Here is a 15,429-nt window from a genome sequence, read left to right on the forward strand (position 1 = left end):
CAGGTGCGGATGAGCGGAGCAATGTGGGTTGCGACCGGTGGCGCTATCGGGGCGCTGCCCTGATGGGTAAGGGGGTGGACCGTGTACGCGCGTTCCACCACGATCAACGCCAAGCCGGGGTCGATCGACGCCGGCATCGCGCAGCTGCGTGACGAAGTGATGCCCAGGATCCTGGAGATGGACGGCTGTATCGGGCTGTCCATGCTCGCCGACCGGGAGTCGGGACGGTGCATCGCCACCAGCGCCTGGCAGTCGGAGGAGGCGATGCGGGCCTCCGACGAGGAGCTCCGCCCGATCCGCGAGCGGGTCACTCAGTCGATGGGCGGTGGCAGCCCGAAGGTCGAGGAGTGGGAGATCGCAGTACTGCACCGTGACCACCGCTCTGCCGAGGGCGCCTGCGTTCGTGCGACCTGGGTGAAGGTCGACCCGGCCAGCCTGGACCGGGCGATCGACGTCTACAAGATGGCGTCACTGCCGAGGCTCGAGGACCTGGCCGGCTTCTGCAGTGCCAGTCTGCTGGTCGACCGCGCCACGGGTCGCGCGGTCTCCTCGGTCACGTACGACAGTCAGGAGGCGATGGACAGCAACCGCGAAGCCGCCGCCTCGATGCGCTCGGCCACCGCCAAGGAAGCCGGCGCCGAAGTCCTCGACGTCTGCGAGTTCGAACTCGCCATCGCCCATCTCCGGGTCCCCGAACTCACCTGACACCCCGATCGCCCAGCACGGCCCGGACCACGGTCCGGGCCGTCGTCAGTCCATCGTTTCGAGGTGGGCTTCGAGGGCGTCCAGGCGGGACCGCCACAGGTCGCGGTACGGCTCGAGCCAGGCGTCGATCTCCGCGAGCGGTGCGGGACGGAGCCGGTACCACCGCCGCTGGGCGTCCTGCCGTACCTCCACCAGCCCGGCGTCCCGCAGTACCTTCAGATGCTTCGACACCGCGGGCTGGCTCAACGACAACTGGTCCACCAGCTCCCCGACCGGTCGCTCCCCGGCCCGCAACAGGTCGAGGATCTCCCGCCGCCGCGGCTCCGCCAGAACCTCGAACGTAGTTGCCATACCAGGAATATAACCCGCTCTCACACCCCCTGAACCGCTCTCCGCGACGGCAGTTCACGGCAGAATCCGAGCAGGTTCGTGCCACTCATGGTCTGTGGGACGGCGCCTGCCTATCCCATTGGTTGGCAGCGTCCGCTTGACCGTGGGGTGGCCGCCGGCGGCGTGGCAAAGGGTCACGCGACGAGCAGGAGCACGCTGACCGCCAGCATCACCACGGCGGTGGCCCCGTGGACGCCGTACGCGGTGGCCTTGGGTCCGTTGCTGCGCAGCACGATGAGCGCGTCGCCGACGGGTATGCCGGTCGCGGCCAGCATGAACCAGCCCAGCAGGTGGGGCGTCGCTCCAGCCAGGAGGACGAAGACGAAGAGACCCGAGGCAATGTCGCGCACCGCCTTGACGGACAGCCAGGCCTGAAAGTTCGGGTTGTCGGTCGGCGTGCCGGGGATGCCAAAGCCGGCTGCGGCCTGCGGTGTCCAGAGAGCGCGGGCGCCGATGACGATGATGCCTGCGCCGATCAGTCCGGCGAGCACATAGGCGACGTTGGTGAGCATGGGTTGCTTCCCTTCTCGGTGGCGGAGTCCGCAGGACTTCCTAGCGGCGCTAGCAGTGATAGCAACGATAACTCTGTCCTCGACAGAATGTCTAGCGCTGCTAGGATGTCGTCATGTCCGCCATCAACGAGCGCCGTGAACGTGAACGCGTCCACCGTCATCGGCTGATCGTCACCGCCGCGCGCGAACTCGCGGAGGCCGAAGGCTGGGAGGCGGTGACGACGCGACGGCTGGCCGAACGCGTCGAGTACAGCCAGCCGGTGCTGTACAGCCACTTCGACGGCAAAGACGCCATCGTGACCGCCGTCGCCATCGACGGCTTCGGCGAACTCGCAGCTCACCTGCGCCGCGCGCGCCTGGCCGCCACCCAGTCAGGTCAACCCACAGGCGAGCCGGGTCAGCCCGCGGCCGAGTCGGATCAGCCCGCAGCCGAGCCGGGTCAGGCGGCAGCTGAGCCGGGGCAGGCGCTGCGCGCCGTCTGCCGCGCCTATCTGGAGTTCGCGACGGAGCGACCTGCCCTGTATCAGGCCATGTTCGTGCTGCCCACCGACTTGAAGTTCGCGAGCGCCGAGACACCGCCCCCGCTACGGGCCGGTTTCGACGAGTTCGTCAACTGCTTCGACCCACACAACGAACGACGCGAACTGTTCGCCGAAGTCATCTGGAGTGCGTTGCACGGCATGGCCGTCTTATCGGACAGCGGCCGCATCCCCCCGGCCGGCCAGGAGGAACGGCTGGATTTCCTCATCACTCAGATCGCCGGCACTCCCAGCGGGCCGACCACACCATGAGGGGCAGGCCAAGGATCTGAGTCACGCCACTAGGTGGTCAGGTAGGTGACGACGGCCTGGATGCGGCGGTTGTAGCCGGGGGTGTGGGTCAGGCCGAGTTTGTCGAAGATCGAGTTGGCGTGTTTCTCAACGGCGCTCGGGGTGATGTAGAGGCGTTTGGCGATGCTGGTGTTGTTGTGGCCCTCGGCCATGGTGGCGAGGACTTCGCGTTCGCGGGCCGTGAGCTTCTGTAAGGGATCGGTGTGAGTGGTGCGGGACAGGAGTTGGCGGACGACCTCGGGGTCGAGGGCGACACCGCCTGAACCGACGCGGTCGAGAGCCTCGAGGAACTCCTCGACGCGCATCACCCGATCCTTCAGCAGGTAGCCGATCCGGTCCTGGCCGGACGTGATCAGCTCGCTCGCGTACGACTTCTCGACGTACTGCGAGAGGACGAGAACGCCGACGGACGGCCAGCTCTCGCGGATGGCGATTGCGGCGCGAAGCCCTTCGTCGGTGTGGGTCGGTGGCATCCGGACGTCGACGCACACCACGTCGGGCAACGAGCCGGAGTCGGCCGCCGCACGGACGGCGGCGACCAGCGCGTCGCCGTCCCCGACGGCTGCCGGGATCTCGTGGCCTTCCTCGAGGAGCAGGCGGACCAGCCCTTCGCGGAGCAGGGTCGAATCCTCGGCCAGGATCACTCGCATGGGAACTCCGCGTGGATCGTCGTTGGTCCGCCGGGCGGACTCGTGATGGTGAGCCGTCCGTCGCTGGCGGCTACCCGGCCCGCCAAGCCGGTGAGTCCGCGCCCGCTCGGATCGGCGCCACCGCGGCCATCGTCGGCGACGGTGACCGTGAGCAGCCCGGCTGTCTGTACGGGACGGGTCAAGGTGATGTCGATCTGGTTGGCGGTGGAGTGTTTCGTGGCGTTGGTGAGCGCTTCGGAGATGACGAAGTAGGCGGCTGTTTCGATGCCGGCGGGCGGACGGCTCGGCAAGTCGTAGTGCAGGTGGACGGGGATACTGGAGCGTTCGGCGAGGACGGCCAGTACGTCGCGAAGGCCGAGATGATCCAGCACTGTCGGGTACACGCGCCACGCGACCTCGCGGAGATCTGCCAACGCCTGCTCGGACTCCTCGTGCGCCTGACGGACCAACTCGGCGGCTCGATCGGGGTCGCGGGTACGCCGGGCGCGACTGAGCAAGAGCCCGAGAGCCACCAGTCGTTGTTGCAGACCGTCGTGGAGGTCGCGCTCGATCCGGCGGCGCTCGTCGTTGACCACCTCGACGACCTCGGCCCGGCTGACGGCCAGCTCCGAGATTCGGCGGGTGAGCGCCTCCTCGACGGACGGCGTCAGGTGGCGACGGGCGAGCCGGGCGTCCAGGTCGACGATGCCGATGAGGCCCATCACGTTCAAGTACAGCAGCAGGGCGCCGGGGACCGCGGCCACCAGCAGCGTCGCGGTGCTGACCCGGCCGGCGCTCTCGATGAAGCCCCAGCTCCCGCCCAGGGCCCAGGCGCTGATCATCGTCCCCGCGACGACGAGCCCGTACAGAAGTAACAGCACCACGAGGCCACCGAGTCCGCCGATCGCCCAGCGTCTGAGGATGTAGTCGTACGCAGAACGGTCGGAGTACGGACCGAGATCCCGGATGTCGTGGAAGGTGGCGAGGCGGCGCCGCTCCATCGCCGCAAGTTGCCGTGCGCAACGATGGATGGAGCGCTCCACCGAGCGCCGGAGACGCGGGGTTGCGACGACCGGAACGAGCGCGAGCGCTGAGAACAGCACGAACAGCAGCTCGACGACACCCGTGAGCGCGCCGGACATCAGACCCGCCAGGGTCGCGATGCTCCGTCGGGGGAGGCTGTGTCGTTGCTGCATGCCCGCAAGAGTAATGGGCACAGAGCAAGAAGAAACTGTGGTTTTCCGCAGTTCTGTACTGTGGAAAACCCCTTCGAAAGACGGCGGTTTGCCTCAATGTGCGGACTCGGTTCGCGGGCCTACCGTCGTCGGCATGTTCACGACGAATCAGGTGATGATGACCGCGCTGCAGGCGACGCAGGAACCGACCGGAGGTGTGGCCGGATGGGCGATCAGCCTGATGGAGAAGCTCGGTGCGCCGGGTGCCGGGCTCGCGGTGGCGCTGGAGAATCTCTTTCCACCCCTGCCCAGCGAGGTGATCCTGCCACTGGCCGGATTCGCGGCCAGCCGCGGTGACCTCGGCCTGATCAGCGCGATCGTGTTCACCACGATCGGGTCGATCGTCGGTGCGCTCGCCCTGTACGGCGTGGGTGCGGGGCTGGGCCGTGATCGGACCAGAGCGCTGGCGGGGAAGCTGCCGCTGGTCAAGATCGACGACGTCGACAAGGCCGAGGACTGGTTCACCCGGCACGGGCCGAAGGCGGTGCTCATCGGCCGATTGGTGCCGGTGGTGCGAAGCCTGATCTCGGTGCCGGCCGGAGTGGAGCGGATGTCGGTGCCACTCTTCCTGACGCTCACGGCAATGGGCAGCATGCTCTGGAACTCAGCGCTGATCGTCGCCGGGTACCAACTCGGTGAGCGGTGGCATCTGGTGGAGTCCTCGGTGGGCGTCCTGCAATGGTTCGTGATCGCGGGTGCGGTGGCGGCTGTGGGGTGGTTCGTGGCGGTCAAGGTCAGGGCCAGGCGTTCGGAATCTGAGAAAGTCAAGTAAGGCGCTCGACTTTGGTTACGCTCGATCCATCACTGCCGAAGCTCAGGAGTTGGGTCAGATGCCCTCAGTCGCGTTCGAACCGCAGGTCGTGCCGGATCCGCCGGCGTGGCCGCAGTCTGTCGTCACCGTCGTGGGCAACCCCAGGGCGGGTTCGCGGACGGCGGTAGCGGCCGCGTCCGTCGCCGAACTGCTCGCGTCTGAGCTCGGTACGCCGTACCGGATCGACGAACTGGTCGACCTGGTGACCTTCGCGCCGGCAATCTTCCAGGGGGAGAGCGCGGGCGAGGAGGAGCGGGCGGCGCTGGAGAACGCGGTCGATCTGGTGTCGTCGGCGTCCGTGATCGTGGTCGCGACGCCGGTCTACAAGGGGAGCTATACGGGGTTGCTGAAGAGCTTCCTCGACGTACTGCGGCCACAGGCGCTGGCGGGTGCGGTGGTGGTGCCGGTGACGGTGTCGGCCGCGCCGAGCCACAAGTTGCTGGCGGATCAGCATCTGCGGCCGGTGCTGGCGGAGCTCGGTGCGAGTGTGCCGGTGCCCGGGGTGATCCTGGAGGAGCGGGACCTCGAGGATCTGCAGGTGGTGCTGTCCGGCTGGCTCCGGAACAACGCCGGCATCGTCCAGGCCACCACGATCGCCCTGCAACCAGTCGCAGAGCCAACCCCAGCCCAGTAGCAGGACAGTGCACGGCAGCGAGAGCCGTGTCGTGATGGTCGCCCGACGGTTATGTGGTCCGCGTGGGTGTGTGTGATCGTGCTGCTGTCGGTGTTGGGCCTGGGTCTGCATGAGCGTGCAGTTGCCGGGGGATCCGATTGCGTTGCTGCTCGCGTGTTTGGCGAGTAAGAGTCCGGTGGGTGCTCTCGGCTGAGAACACCCACCGGTCTGGTCAGTCGGCGTGGGTGGGTTGGGTGGGGGAGTGGCGGAGGGTGGTAGTGGCGGGGAGGAGGGTTGAGCCGAAGGTGAGGAAGGCTGCGGCTCCTACGATCACCAGGTAGATCCAGAGTGGGCCGGTGGGGCGAGACGAGTCCGAGACAGTGGCCGCGTAGGGGAGCAGGCAGGCCAGGGCTACCAAGGTGCCCAGAGTGATACCGGTCAGCCAGACCAGGGTGCTTTCGGTGGTCAGCATGCGGAGGACCTGCGCGCGGGTGGATCCGGTGAGGCGTTGAAGGGCGAACTCGCGGCGCCGGCGGAGAGTGGTCGACACCAGGGTGTTGACGACCGAGACCGCCGTGTACGCGATCAGCATGCCGACGAGCATGTAGTTGATCCAGGCCTGTGTCTGCAGGTCTTCGGCGTTCGAGGCAACCAGGGTGTCGCGGTCCGCGACCTGTACGCCGGGGTGCTTGGCAGCGAGCGCAGCCAAAGCCGGACGTACGTCGCTGCCAGACTCCGAACGAACCAGGATCTGTTTGGTCAGACCGTCCGTCGTGTGAGCAGCGAGCAGTGAAGCAGGAAGGACGATGGATTCGTAGCCACGTTCGGCCGCGAACAACGCCACCACCCGCAAGTTCACCGACGTTCCGTCGCCGAGCGTCATGGTGATCTCCGAGCCGACACCGCGATCGATCTTGGTTGCCACGTACTCAGGTAGTGCCACCGTCGACCCAACCAGGCCGGACAGTGATCCAGCGGTCAACCGGACCGGCGCCGTACCGTTGGCGCCTTGGGCGTCCACCCCCAGCAGAGGCGCGCCCTCCTCGTCGAAGGGAGCGTTGCGCGGTTCGTCGATGACGCCCGTACTGCGGATGAAGGCCGAAGCGCTCGCCACCCCAGGCACTTCCCGCACCTGCGTCAGCAGCTCAGCTGACAGGCCTGCTTCGGACACCAGTACGGCGTCCGCGCGCAGATCCCGCGTGAAGGCTTCGGAGGCGGCGTGCACCTGCGTCGTCTGCATGTACAGGTTGGCGGTCGAGATGCCGACGGCAAGCATCACCGGCATCACCGCGGCCGACATAGCCACCGATCGCGCGGTGACGTTGAGGATCGCGAGCCGTCCGTTGACCCTGGTCAGGGCCTGCACCGGCCATCGCCAGAGCATCAGGACGGCCTTGGTCCAGAACGGGCCGAGCAACGCGACACCGATCGCCCAGCACAGGATCGACGGGCCGGCAGTCGCACCCGCGAGCGGACCGGTCATCACTGTCGCAGTGACGATCAGCAGAGCCAGACCGCCGCCGAGGAAGAGCAGACCGAAGAGCAGACGCACCCAGCTGAACCACTTCCGCTGCAGTGACGCCTCCATCAGCGCCTCGACCGGGCGGATCTTGGCCGACCTGCGGGCCGCGATCAGAGCAGCGCCGATGGTCGCGAGTACGGCGGCTCCCGCGCCGGCCGCGAACGGGATCAAGCCCTGGGAGAACTCGATGAACGGCGACGCGACTCCGTGCGAACCGAGTTCGTCGAAGAGGAAGCGGCCGAGGAAGGTGCCGGGTACGGCGCCCAGCAGCACGGCCGGGATCGACACGAGCAGGGCCTCGCCGAGGATCATCCGCCGTACCTGACCTGGCGTCGTACCGATGCCGCGGAGCAGGGCGAACTCGCGCTCGCGGTGTTGAGCGGACAGGGCCAGCGTCGAGGCGACGACGAACATCATCGTCATCGTCGCGATACCGCCGAACGAGCCGGCGATCGAGATCAACGCGACCCGCTGCGCATCCGTGCCGGGGTGTTCGGCCAGACCGCGGTCGATCCCGGCGTGGACGGTGATCCCGCCGTCGAGCGCCTTGATTCGGTCCTTCACCGCCTCGACAGAGGTGCCAGGGGCAACCAGTACGCCGACGTCCGCAAATCTCGTCGGATTGTCGACAAGCCGGGCGGCGTCGCGGTCGGAGAAGAAGCTGTGCCCCGCCGGGCCGGTGGCCAGCCCGCTGACGGTGAAGGTCGCGGGCTCGCCCTTGATCAGGAAGGTGACGCGATCGCCGACCTTCGAATCAGACGTTGTGGAGACGACCTGACCGGCCCGAGGCGCATGGCCCGAGGTCAGCCGATAGGGCGCCAAGCCCGCACTCGACCAGTTGTGGCCTTCGGTGACACCCGGCGCGACGGCCGCGAACGTGTAGTCACCGATCACGGCCGAAACGCCTTCTACAGAACGGATTCTCGAGACCAGAGACGCAGGGACGCCGACGCGTTCGGGCAGTGGGGTTGCGTCCTCGGCGCCGGGGCGGAGGTGCGTCTGCTTGCCGGTGACAACTATCGGTGCGGCGGCGAGGCGTTCCGGTGCGACGTTGGAGCGGATGCCGGTTTCCATCAGACCACCGCACGCCATCACGATCGCCGTACCGAAGACGACCGCGACGAAGGTGGCGATGAAGCCGCCCTTGCGGAACCGCAGAGTGCGGACAGCCAGGCGCATCATCGGGCTACCGCCTCGGGCAGCGAACGGCCGGCGCGGGCCAGATCGGCGACGCGGGCAGCGCGAGTGATGGCGTCCATCCGGGCGCGAGCGCCGAGGTGGGTCATGCGGTCGGCGACCTGCTCGGCCGTCGGGGCGGTGAGACTGCCGGCCAGTACGCCGTCGGCCAGGAAGACGACCTGGTCGGCGTACGAGGCGGCGACCGGGTCGTGGGTGACCATCACGACCGTCTGGCCCTGGGTGCGGACTGGTTCGCGGAGCAACTCGAGGACGTCCGCGGCGGTCTGGGTGTCGAGAGCGCCGGTGGGTTCGTCGGCGAAGATCACCGCAGGTTGCGCGACCAGGGCACGGGCGATCGCGACGCGCTGCTGCTGACCGCCGGAGAGTTCGCCGGGACGGTGCTTGTGGCGGTCGCCGAGGCCGACGCGGTCGAGCACCTCGCGGACGGCCTGGCGATTGGCGCGGCGGCCGTCGAGTTCCTGCGGCAGGCAGACGTTCTGCCAGACGGTCAGTGCGGGCAGCAGGTTGAACGACTGGAAGACGAAACCGATCCGCTCGCGGCGGAGTTCGGTGAGCTTGCGTTCGTTGAGGTCGGCAAGCGGTTGGTCGTCGATGTGGACGGTGCCCGAGGTCGGGCGGTCGAGGCCGGCGGCACAGTGCAGGAAGGTGCTCTTGCCGGAGCCGGAGGGACCCATGACCGCGGTGAAGGTGCCGCAGGCGAAGCTGATGGAGATGCCGTCGAGGGCGGTGACCGCGTTCCCGCCACGGCCGTAGACCCGTCGTACGTCGTGCAGGACGACCGAGTGATCGGTCCTGCGGACAACTTCGCTCTTGCGCCTCATGCGTTCGGCTCCTTGCGTCTTTCAGGTGGACGCCAATGACGCTACGGAGCGCGAGCCGGAACCCCCATGGTGCTGGACCGCCCCCCAAGGTGGACGAAACTCCACCTCCGTCTCACAACGTCCGAAGATCCGAGGCCTATAGGCCACGGATCTTCGGACGCAACGGCTCAGGGGTGGAGCAGTGCGCGCAGTCCGGCCGTGTAAGAGTCGGGGGAGACGTCGCCGATGAGGAGGCGTTGGAGGATGAAGCCGGGGAGGATGCCGAAGAGGACCTGGGCGATGTGGCGAGGATCGACCGAGGCGTCCACGGTGCCGTCGGCCTGGGCGCGCCGGGCGACGTCCTCGAAGTGGCCGCGGAGCTGCGTGTACTTGCTCTGCGCGGTCGCCATGATCGCGGGATTGCGGAGCGCCTCGCCCCAGGCCTGGATCGCGACCTTGGTGACGTCACCGCCGGGGCGCTCGGCGACCGAGACGATGTGGTTGAGCGCGGTCTCCAGGGCGGCGAGCGGGGACAGCGGCTCCTCGGTCGCGAGGATCTTCTCGAAGAGCTCGTCGACCGAGCTGAGTGCTTCCTCCGCGATGGCCGCGACGATCTCCTCCTTGCTCTTGAAGTACCCGTACACGGCACCCGCGGACAGACCGGACTCGCGGATCACGTCGGCCATCGTCGTCTTGTGGAAACCCTGCTCGACCACGCACAGGCGAGCCGCCGCCACGATCTGCTGACGGCGGGCCAGGCGATGTTCCTCGGTGACCTTCGGCATGCCCGGAACATAAAACGAATGTCCGTTCTTGACAAGTCGCCACTCTCTGGTCCACGCTCGAAGCAATAAAGAACGGTCATTCGGTTTTAGGGAAACGAGGAGTCCACCATGTCCGCTCAGCTGACCGGGCACCACCCCGATCACGGGCCCGAGCACACCCCCGAACACGCCGCCGACAACCGTCAGCGGCCGCCGCTGGTCGCGGTCGTCACCCTGCTGACCGCGCTGCTCACCGTGTTGCTGATCGCGTTCGCGTGGCCGGCGGCGCGCTCCGAACCTCGTGATGTCCCGCTCGCTGTCGTCGGGCCCGAGGCGGCTGTCGCCCAGGTCGCGAAGGGGCTCGAGCAAGCGATGCCCGGTGGTTTCGAGCTGACCGCCGTACCGGATCGGGCTGCCGCGGTGCAGAAGATCGAGGATCGGGATGTGTACGGCGCCATCGTGCTCGACCCGCAGCAGCCGGAGGTGCTGACCGCGTCGGCCGGTGGTCCCGCGGTCGCGCAGATCCTCACCCAGTTGTCGACGCGGCTGTCTCCTGAGGCGCCGGCGAAGGTGACGGACGTTGTACCGCTGCCGGCGGACGACCCGCGTGGTGCCGGGCTCGCCGCGGGTGCGCTGCCGCTGGTGCTCGGCGGGATCATCGCGGCAGCCCTGCTGACCCAGCTTGTGCGAAGCGGGCCGAAGCGCATGGTGGGTGCGGTGACGTTCGCGATCACCGGGGGTCTCGCGTTGGCCGCCGTACTGCAGTTCTGGCTCGGGTCCTTCGAGGGCAGCTACCTCGCCAACTCGAGTGTGATCGCACTGTCGATCGCGGCTGTCAGTCTCACGTTGCTCGGACTGGAATGGTTGCTCGGCAGAGCGGGGCTCGCGCTCGGTGCGGCCGTGATGATGCTGCTCGGCAACCCGCTGTCCGGTCTGACGAGTGCGCCCGAGATGCTGCCGAGCGGCTGGGGCGCGCTGGGTCAACTGCTTCCGCCGGGAGCCGCGGGTACGGCGCTTCGCTCGGTGAGTTTCTTCGACGGCGCCGGAGCGGGCGGGCCCCTCGTCGTACTGGCTTGCTGGCTGCTGGCGGGCCTCACCCTGTGTGGTCTGGGAGCGCTCAAGGCCCAGCGCGTCGTCCACCCCCGTCACGAAGCGAAGCCGGTTACTGTCTGAATGTATGACAGCGCGGTGACCGTATCGTTACATGCCGGTCACCGCGTCACCGCGTGGAAACCGCGACAACGTTGTCTGTCAAGCATTGACTTCGGCGCCTCCGGCCTCCTACGGTCGCGAGAGGCCCAGCGGTTGTGGGTCGGGGTGCCGGGATGACAACGATTGCCCGAAGGTGGACGTGATGGTGACAAGGAAACGTTTCAAAGCAGCCGCCGCGGTGACGGCGTTGCTGCTGGCGGTCTCGGCCTGCAGCCAGGGGTCGACGACCAAAGAGCCGGAGGCCGGCGGCTCGCAGAGTGCCGGTCCGGCGAACATCAAGATCGCGTACCAGCAGTGGGGCCCGGGCACGGTGATGAAGAACTTCCTCGCCGGCGTCAAGGCCGAGTACGAGGCGGCGAACCCCGGCTCGAAGGTCGAGATCCTGCCCATCGTGGCCAGTGAGAACGACTACTACACCAAGCTCCAGCTGATGATGCGGTCGCCGAACACCGCGCCGGACGTGGTCTACGAGGACACGTTCCTGATCAACTCCGACATCACCGCCGGCTACCTGCGGCCGCTCGACGACTACATCAAGAACTGGGACCAGTGGAGCCAGTTCGAGGACACGGCCAAGGGTGCGGCCAAGGCGCTCGACGGCAAGACGTACGGCGTCCCGGACGGAACCGACACGCGTGCACTCTGGTACAACAAGCAGATCTTCGCCAAGGCCGGACTGCCCACCGACTGGCAGCCGAAGACCTGGGACGACGTGCTCACCGCCGCTCGTGCCATCAAGCAGAAGGTCCCCGGCGTCATCCCGATGAACGTGTACTCGGGTAAGCCGATGGGTGAGGCCTCCGCGATGCAGGGCTTCGAGATGCTGCTGTACGGCACCAAGGACACGCTGTACAACAACGATCAGCAGAAGTGGGTCGTCGGCAGCCAGGGCTTCAAGGACTCGCTGAACTTCATCAAGACGATCTACACCGAAGGCATCGCGCCGACGCCGAAGCAGGCGCTGGACCCGAACATGGGCAGCAAGGTCGGCACCGAACTGCTGCCCGGCGGCAAGCTGGGCATCGCGCTGGACGGCTCCTGGATCTACGGGAACTGGCAGAAGACCGGTGCGAAGCCGTGGCCGCAGTGGAGTGAGGTGCTCGGCCAGACCGCGATGCCGACGCAGGACGGCGGCGGCAAGGGCAAGGTCAGCCTCTCCGGCGGCTGGACCTGGGCGATCCCGGCCAAGTCGAAGAACCCGGACGCGGCCTGGAACCTGATCAAGACGCTGCAGACGCAGAAGAACGCGGCCAAGTACGCCACCGAGGGCGCGCAGATCGCGGTCCGCAAGGACGTCGCCGCCGACCCCACGTACAAGTCGTCCGCGAAGAGCACCCAGTTCTTCACCGACCTGGTCTCGGTCACCGTGTACCGGCCGGCGTACGCCGAGTACCCGAAGGTCTCCAACGAGATCATCACCGCGATGGAGGCGGTGATGACCGGGCAGTCGTCAACCGACGATGCCGCGAAGAACTACGACGAAGCCGTCGAAGGAATCGTCGGCAAGGACAAGACGACCACAGACAGCGGCGGACAGTAGCCCCGGTCCCCGTCTGACGAAGGAACTGCCCCTGTGACGACGACAGTCGCCCCGACCGCGTCCAAGCCCGCTCCGTCCGGCAAGTCCGGGCGGAACGGGCGGCCGCGCGCGGCCCAGCTGTTCAAGATGTTGCCGCTGACACCGGCGATCGGACTGATGCTGGTCTTCCTGGCCGGCCCGATCATCTACTGCCTGTACGCCGCGTTCACCAACATGGCGCTCACCGGCACCGGTGCCGCGAACGTGACGTTCGTCGGCCTGGACAACTTCCGCAAGGCCTTCGGCAGCGGCGCGTTCACCAACGCGATCTGGCTGACCCTGGTGTTCACGCTGATCTCCGCGATCATCGGCCAGAACACCCTCGGGCTCGGCCTGGCGCTGCTGATGCGTAAGTCGACCAAGGTGGTCCGCAACTTCGTCGGTACGGCGGTCATCGGCGCGTGGGTGCTGCCCGAAGTCGTGGCGGCGTACCTGCTCAGTGCGTTCTTCAACGACGAGGGCACGCTGAACGTGATGCTGCACGCGGTCGGCCTGCCCGGCCAGGATTGGTTGTACGCGGCACCGATCATCGCGGTCTCGCTGGCCAACATCTGGCGCGGTACGGCGTTCTCGATGCTGGTGTACTCGGCGGCGCTGAGCGAAGTACCGAAGGAGATCGAGGAGTCGGCCGAGATGGACGGTGCGTCGGGTGCACGGCGGCTGCTGTTCGTCACGCTGCCGATGATCAGCCGGGCGATCATGACCAACCTGATGCTGATCACGCTGCAGACGCTGAGCGTGTTCGGCCTGATCTACGCGATGACCCGCGGCGGCCCGGGGACGAAGAGCCAGACGTTGCCGCTGTACATGTACGAGCAGGCGTTCAGCTTCTCCCAGATCGGCTACGGTACGGCGATCGCCCTGGTGATGCTGCTGATCGGCGCGGTCTTCTCGCTGATCTACCTGCGTGGACTGAACTCGGAGGCCGCATGATTGCCCGCGACCGGATCAGCAAGCTGTCCGCCAACCTCATCCTGCTGGCGATTGGTGTGCTGTTCGTTCTGCCGCTGCTCTGGGTGCTGTTCGCGTCGATCAACCGGACCGCCGGGCTGCGGGTGGAGTTCCCGACGAACCCGACGCTGGGGAACTTCCGGGCGGTGCTGAACACTGACACGACGTACCGGCCCGTTCTGAACGGCGTGGTGCTGTGTGGTGGTGCGGCATTGCTCACGATGGTGTGTGCGGTGCTGGCGGCGTACCCGCTGTCCCGCTTCAAGTCGAAGTTCAACCGGCCGTTCCTGCTGACCGTGCTGTTCTGCACCGGGTTGCCGATCACCGCGGTCATGGTGCCGGTGTACGGCCTGTTCGTGCAGCTCAACCTGGTCGACACGCTCGGCGGCACGATCATGTTCATGGCGACCAGCGCGCTGCCGTTCGCGATCTGGCTGACCAAGACGTTCATGGACGGCGTGCCGATCTCCCTCGAGGAAGCGGCCTGGGTCGACGGCGCGAGCAACATGCAGGCGCTCCGGCGGATCGTGCTGCCGCTGATGTGGCCGGGGATCGCGGTGGTGCTGATCTTCACCTTCATCGGCATGTGGGGCAACTTCTTCGTCCCGTTCATGCTCCTGCTCTCCCCGGAACGCCTCCCCGCCTCGGTCAGCATCTTCACCTTCTTCGGCCAGTACGGCGAACCCAACTACGGCCAACTGGCGGCGTACTCCCTCATCTACACCACGCCCGTCCTCCTGCTGTACCTCTTGCTGAGCAGGAAACTCGGCGGAGCCTTCGCCCTCGGCGGCGCCATCAAGGGCTAGTACGACGGCCCGAGCAAACGACACCGCTGCGAGGCGGCCGCCTAGTCGGCCGCCTCCGGCGGCGCGCGCGGACCGGTGTGACCGATCGGGGTTGCGGGCGGCGCGTTGGTCAGTTGTCGGACCTCGTTGGCAGGGTCTTGTGGGTTTGTTGCCAGAAGGTGAGTTTTTGTTGGAAGGTCCAGTCCCATTGGGTGTCTGGCGTGGCGTTGGCGTAGCGGTCGAGGGCGATCGGCGCCAAGGGGCCGGTGGCTTCCGGGACGCGGTCGAGGACTAGGGACAGTCGGACGACGAAGGTGACCAGGCGGGTGAGACGGGGGTGGTCGTGTGAGGTCTCGAGTTCCTTGAGCTGAGCGCGGAGTTGTTTGATCGTGCGTAGGGCCGTGCGACGTTCGGCCCTGCCGGGTGCCGGGGCGAGGTCGTCGGGCGGGATGCCGAGGAGCTCTGCTACGTCGTCCAGCGGGACCTCGGTGGCGGCGGGTTTGCGCAGTAGGCGGGGCTTGTCGGCCTGGAGGCGTTCGGCGATCTGGTCGAGCAGTTCGTCCAGGCCGTGGACGACCTCGGGCAGGGCGAGATCGGCGGTCTTCCGCCGGCTGCTGGCCAACGCGGTGACGCGGTCGTGGTCAGCCTCGACCACCTTCCGTACGGTCGGCGGCCAGTCGTCGAGGCCGACGAGCTGTTCCTGCCGCGGCGCGGACGGGTTGAGGTCACCGGCGTTGAGCGGCTTGGCGCCGGAGCGCGCCGCGGTGATCTCCTCTTCGAGCTTCTTCTGCGGACCCGGAACGATTGAGCTCACCCATGCACCCTACGCAGGTTCCGGTGTCGGTTGGGTTGTGGGTTTCGGGGAGTGACGGTTCGGCGTACGGTCTGTGA

Annotated in this window: 16 protein-coding genes; 8 read left to right on the plus strand and 8 right to left on the minus strand. The window is 67.3% G+C overall.

Going from position 1 to position 15,429, the window contains the following annotated elements; all coding sequences use genetic code 11:
• Positions 1-81 precede the first annotated feature (81 nt).
• Entirely contained in the window at positions 82-705 is a 624-nt protein-coding gene (locus V9K99_RS35175) for an antibiotic biosynthesis monooxygenase family protein (RefSeq protein ID WP_337011845.1), read from the plus strand.
• A gap of 45 nt (positions 706-750) precedes the next feature.
• Here V9K99_RS35175 and V9K99_RS35180 read toward each other — a convergent pair whose 3' ends face one another.
• Positions 751-1,056: an ArsR/SmtB family transcription factor gene (locus tag V9K99_RS35180; RefSeq protein ID WP_337011847.1), complete on the minus strand. Its 306-nt coding sequence runs from the start codon at positions 1,054-1,056 to the stop codon at positions 751-753.
• 173 nt (positions 1,057-1,229) lie between these two features.
• Entirely contained in the window at positions 1,230-1,607 is a 378-nt protein-coding gene (locus tag V9K99_RS35185) for a DUF4267 domain-containing protein (protein ID WP_337011849.1), read from the minus strand.
• A 113-nt stretch (positions 1,608-1,720) separates the two neighbouring features.
• Between V9K99_RS35185 and V9K99_RS35190 the strand changes: the two genes are divergently transcribed.
• Positions 1,721-2,398, plus strand: a complete 678-nt coding sequence (locus V9K99_RS35190; RefSeq protein ID WP_337011851.1) for a TetR/AcrR family transcriptional regulator — start codon at positions 1,721-1,723, stop codon at positions 2,396-2,398.
• Between the two features lie 29 nt (positions 2,399-2,427).
• Here V9K99_RS35190 and V9K99_RS35195 read toward each other — a convergent pair whose 3' ends face one another.
• Together V9K99_RS35195 and V9K99_RS35200 are read right to left on the minus strand one after the other, a co-directional pair.
• Complete coding sequence (locus V9K99_RS35195) at positions 2,428-3,087, minus strand: response regulator transcription factor (RefSeq protein WP_337011854.1); 660 nt, start codon at positions 3,085-3,087, stop codon at positions 2,428-2,430.
• Entirely contained in the window at positions 3,078-4,262 is a 1,185-nt protein-coding gene (locus V9K99_RS35200) for a sensor histidine kinase (RefSeq protein ID WP_337011856.1), read from the minus strand. The genes V9K99_RS35195 and V9K99_RS35200 overlap by 10 nt, the downstream gene beginning before the upstream one ends.
• 133 nt (positions 4,263-4,395) lie before the next feature.
• On the opposite strand from V9K99_RS35200, the gene V9K99_RS35205 reads away from it, so the two are divergent.
• Together V9K99_RS35205 and V9K99_RS35210 are read left to right on the plus strand one after the other, a co-directional pair.
• Positions 4,396-5,073 carry a DedA family protein gene (locus V9K99_RS35205; RefSeq protein WP_337011858.1) on the plus strand — a complete coding sequence of 226 codons (678 nt, stop codon included), beginning with the start codon at positions 4,396-4,398 and terminating at the stop codon, positions 5,071-5,073.
• Between the two features lie 58 nt (positions 5,074-5,131).
• Positions 5,132-5,746 (plus strand): NADPH-dependent FMN reductase, encoded by a 615-nt coding sequence (locus V9K99_RS35210; protein WP_337011860.1) that lies wholly within the window; start codon positions 5,132-5,134, stop codon positions 5,744-5,746.
• A 211-nt stretch (positions 5,747-5,957) separates the two neighbouring features.
• On the opposite strand, the gene V9K99_RS35215 is transcribed toward V9K99_RS35210, so the two are convergent.
• The 3 genes from V9K99_RS35215 to V9K99_RS35225 all read right to left on the minus strand — a co-directional run bounded on the left by V9K99_RS35215 (position 5,958) and on the right by V9K99_RS35225 (position 10,032).
• On the minus strand, positions 5,958-8,429 hold the full coding sequence (locus tag V9K99_RS35215; RefSeq protein WP_337011862.1) for an FtsX-like permease family protein: 2,472 nt from the start codon (positions 8,427-8,429) through the stop codon (positions 5,958-5,960).
• Positions 8,426-9,268, minus strand: coding sequence for an ABC transporter ATP-binding protein (locus V9K99_RS35220; RefSeq protein WP_337011864.1), 843 nt, complete (start codon positions 9,266-9,268; stop codon positions 8,426-8,428). The genes V9K99_RS35215 and V9K99_RS35220 overlap by 4 nt, the downstream gene beginning before the upstream one ends.
• Positions 9,269-9,435: 167 nt before the next feature.
• Positions 9,436-10,032 (minus strand): TetR/AcrR family transcriptional regulator, encoded by a 597-nt coding sequence (locus V9K99_RS35225; protein ID WP_337011866.1) that lies wholly within the window; start codon positions 10,030-10,032, stop codon positions 9,436-9,438.
• 108 nt (positions 10,033-10,140) lie between these two features.
• On the opposite strand from V9K99_RS35225, the gene V9K99_RS35230 reads away from it, so the two are divergent.
• From V9K99_RS35230 to V9K99_RS35245, 4 genes are all read left to right on the plus strand, one after another.
• Positions 10,141-11,184, plus strand: coding sequence for a hypothetical protein (locus tag V9K99_RS35230; RefSeq protein WP_337011868.1), 1,044 nt, complete (start codon positions 10,141-10,143; stop codon positions 11,182-11,184).
• A gap of 181 nt (positions 11,185-11,365) precedes the next feature.
• Positions 11,366-12,763, plus strand: a complete 1,398-nt coding sequence (locus V9K99_RS35235; RefSeq protein WP_337011870.1) for an extracellular solute-binding protein — start codon at positions 11,366-11,368, stop codon at positions 12,761-12,763.
• A gap of 33 nt (positions 12,764-12,796) precedes the next feature.
• On the plus strand, positions 12,797-13,735 hold the full coding sequence (locus V9K99_RS35240) for a carbohydrate ABC transporter permease (protein WP_337011872.1): 939 nt from the start codon (positions 12,797-12,799) through the stop codon (positions 13,733-13,735).
• On the plus strand, positions 13,732-14,559 hold the full coding sequence (locus V9K99_RS35245; protein WP_337011875.1) for a carbohydrate ABC transporter permease: 828 nt from the start codon (positions 13,732-13,734) through the stop codon (positions 14,557-14,559). The genes V9K99_RS35240 and V9K99_RS35245 overlap by 4 nt, the downstream gene beginning before the upstream one ends.
• 109 nt (positions 14,560-14,668) lie before the next feature.
• On the opposite strand, the gene V9K99_RS35250 is transcribed toward V9K99_RS35245, so the two are convergent.
• Positions 14,669-15,352 (minus strand): hypothetical protein, encoded by a 684-nt coding sequence (locus tag V9K99_RS35250; RefSeq protein WP_337011877.1) that lies wholly within the window; start codon positions 15,350-15,352, stop codon positions 14,669-14,671.
• Between the last annotated feature and the right edge of the window lie 77 nt (positions 15,353-15,429).

This window comes from Kribbella sp. CCNWLW201 (assembly GCF_037203805.1).
In the GTDB taxonomy this organism is placed as follows: Bacteria; Actinomycetota; Actinomycetes; order Propionibacteriales; family Kribbellaceae; genus Kribbella.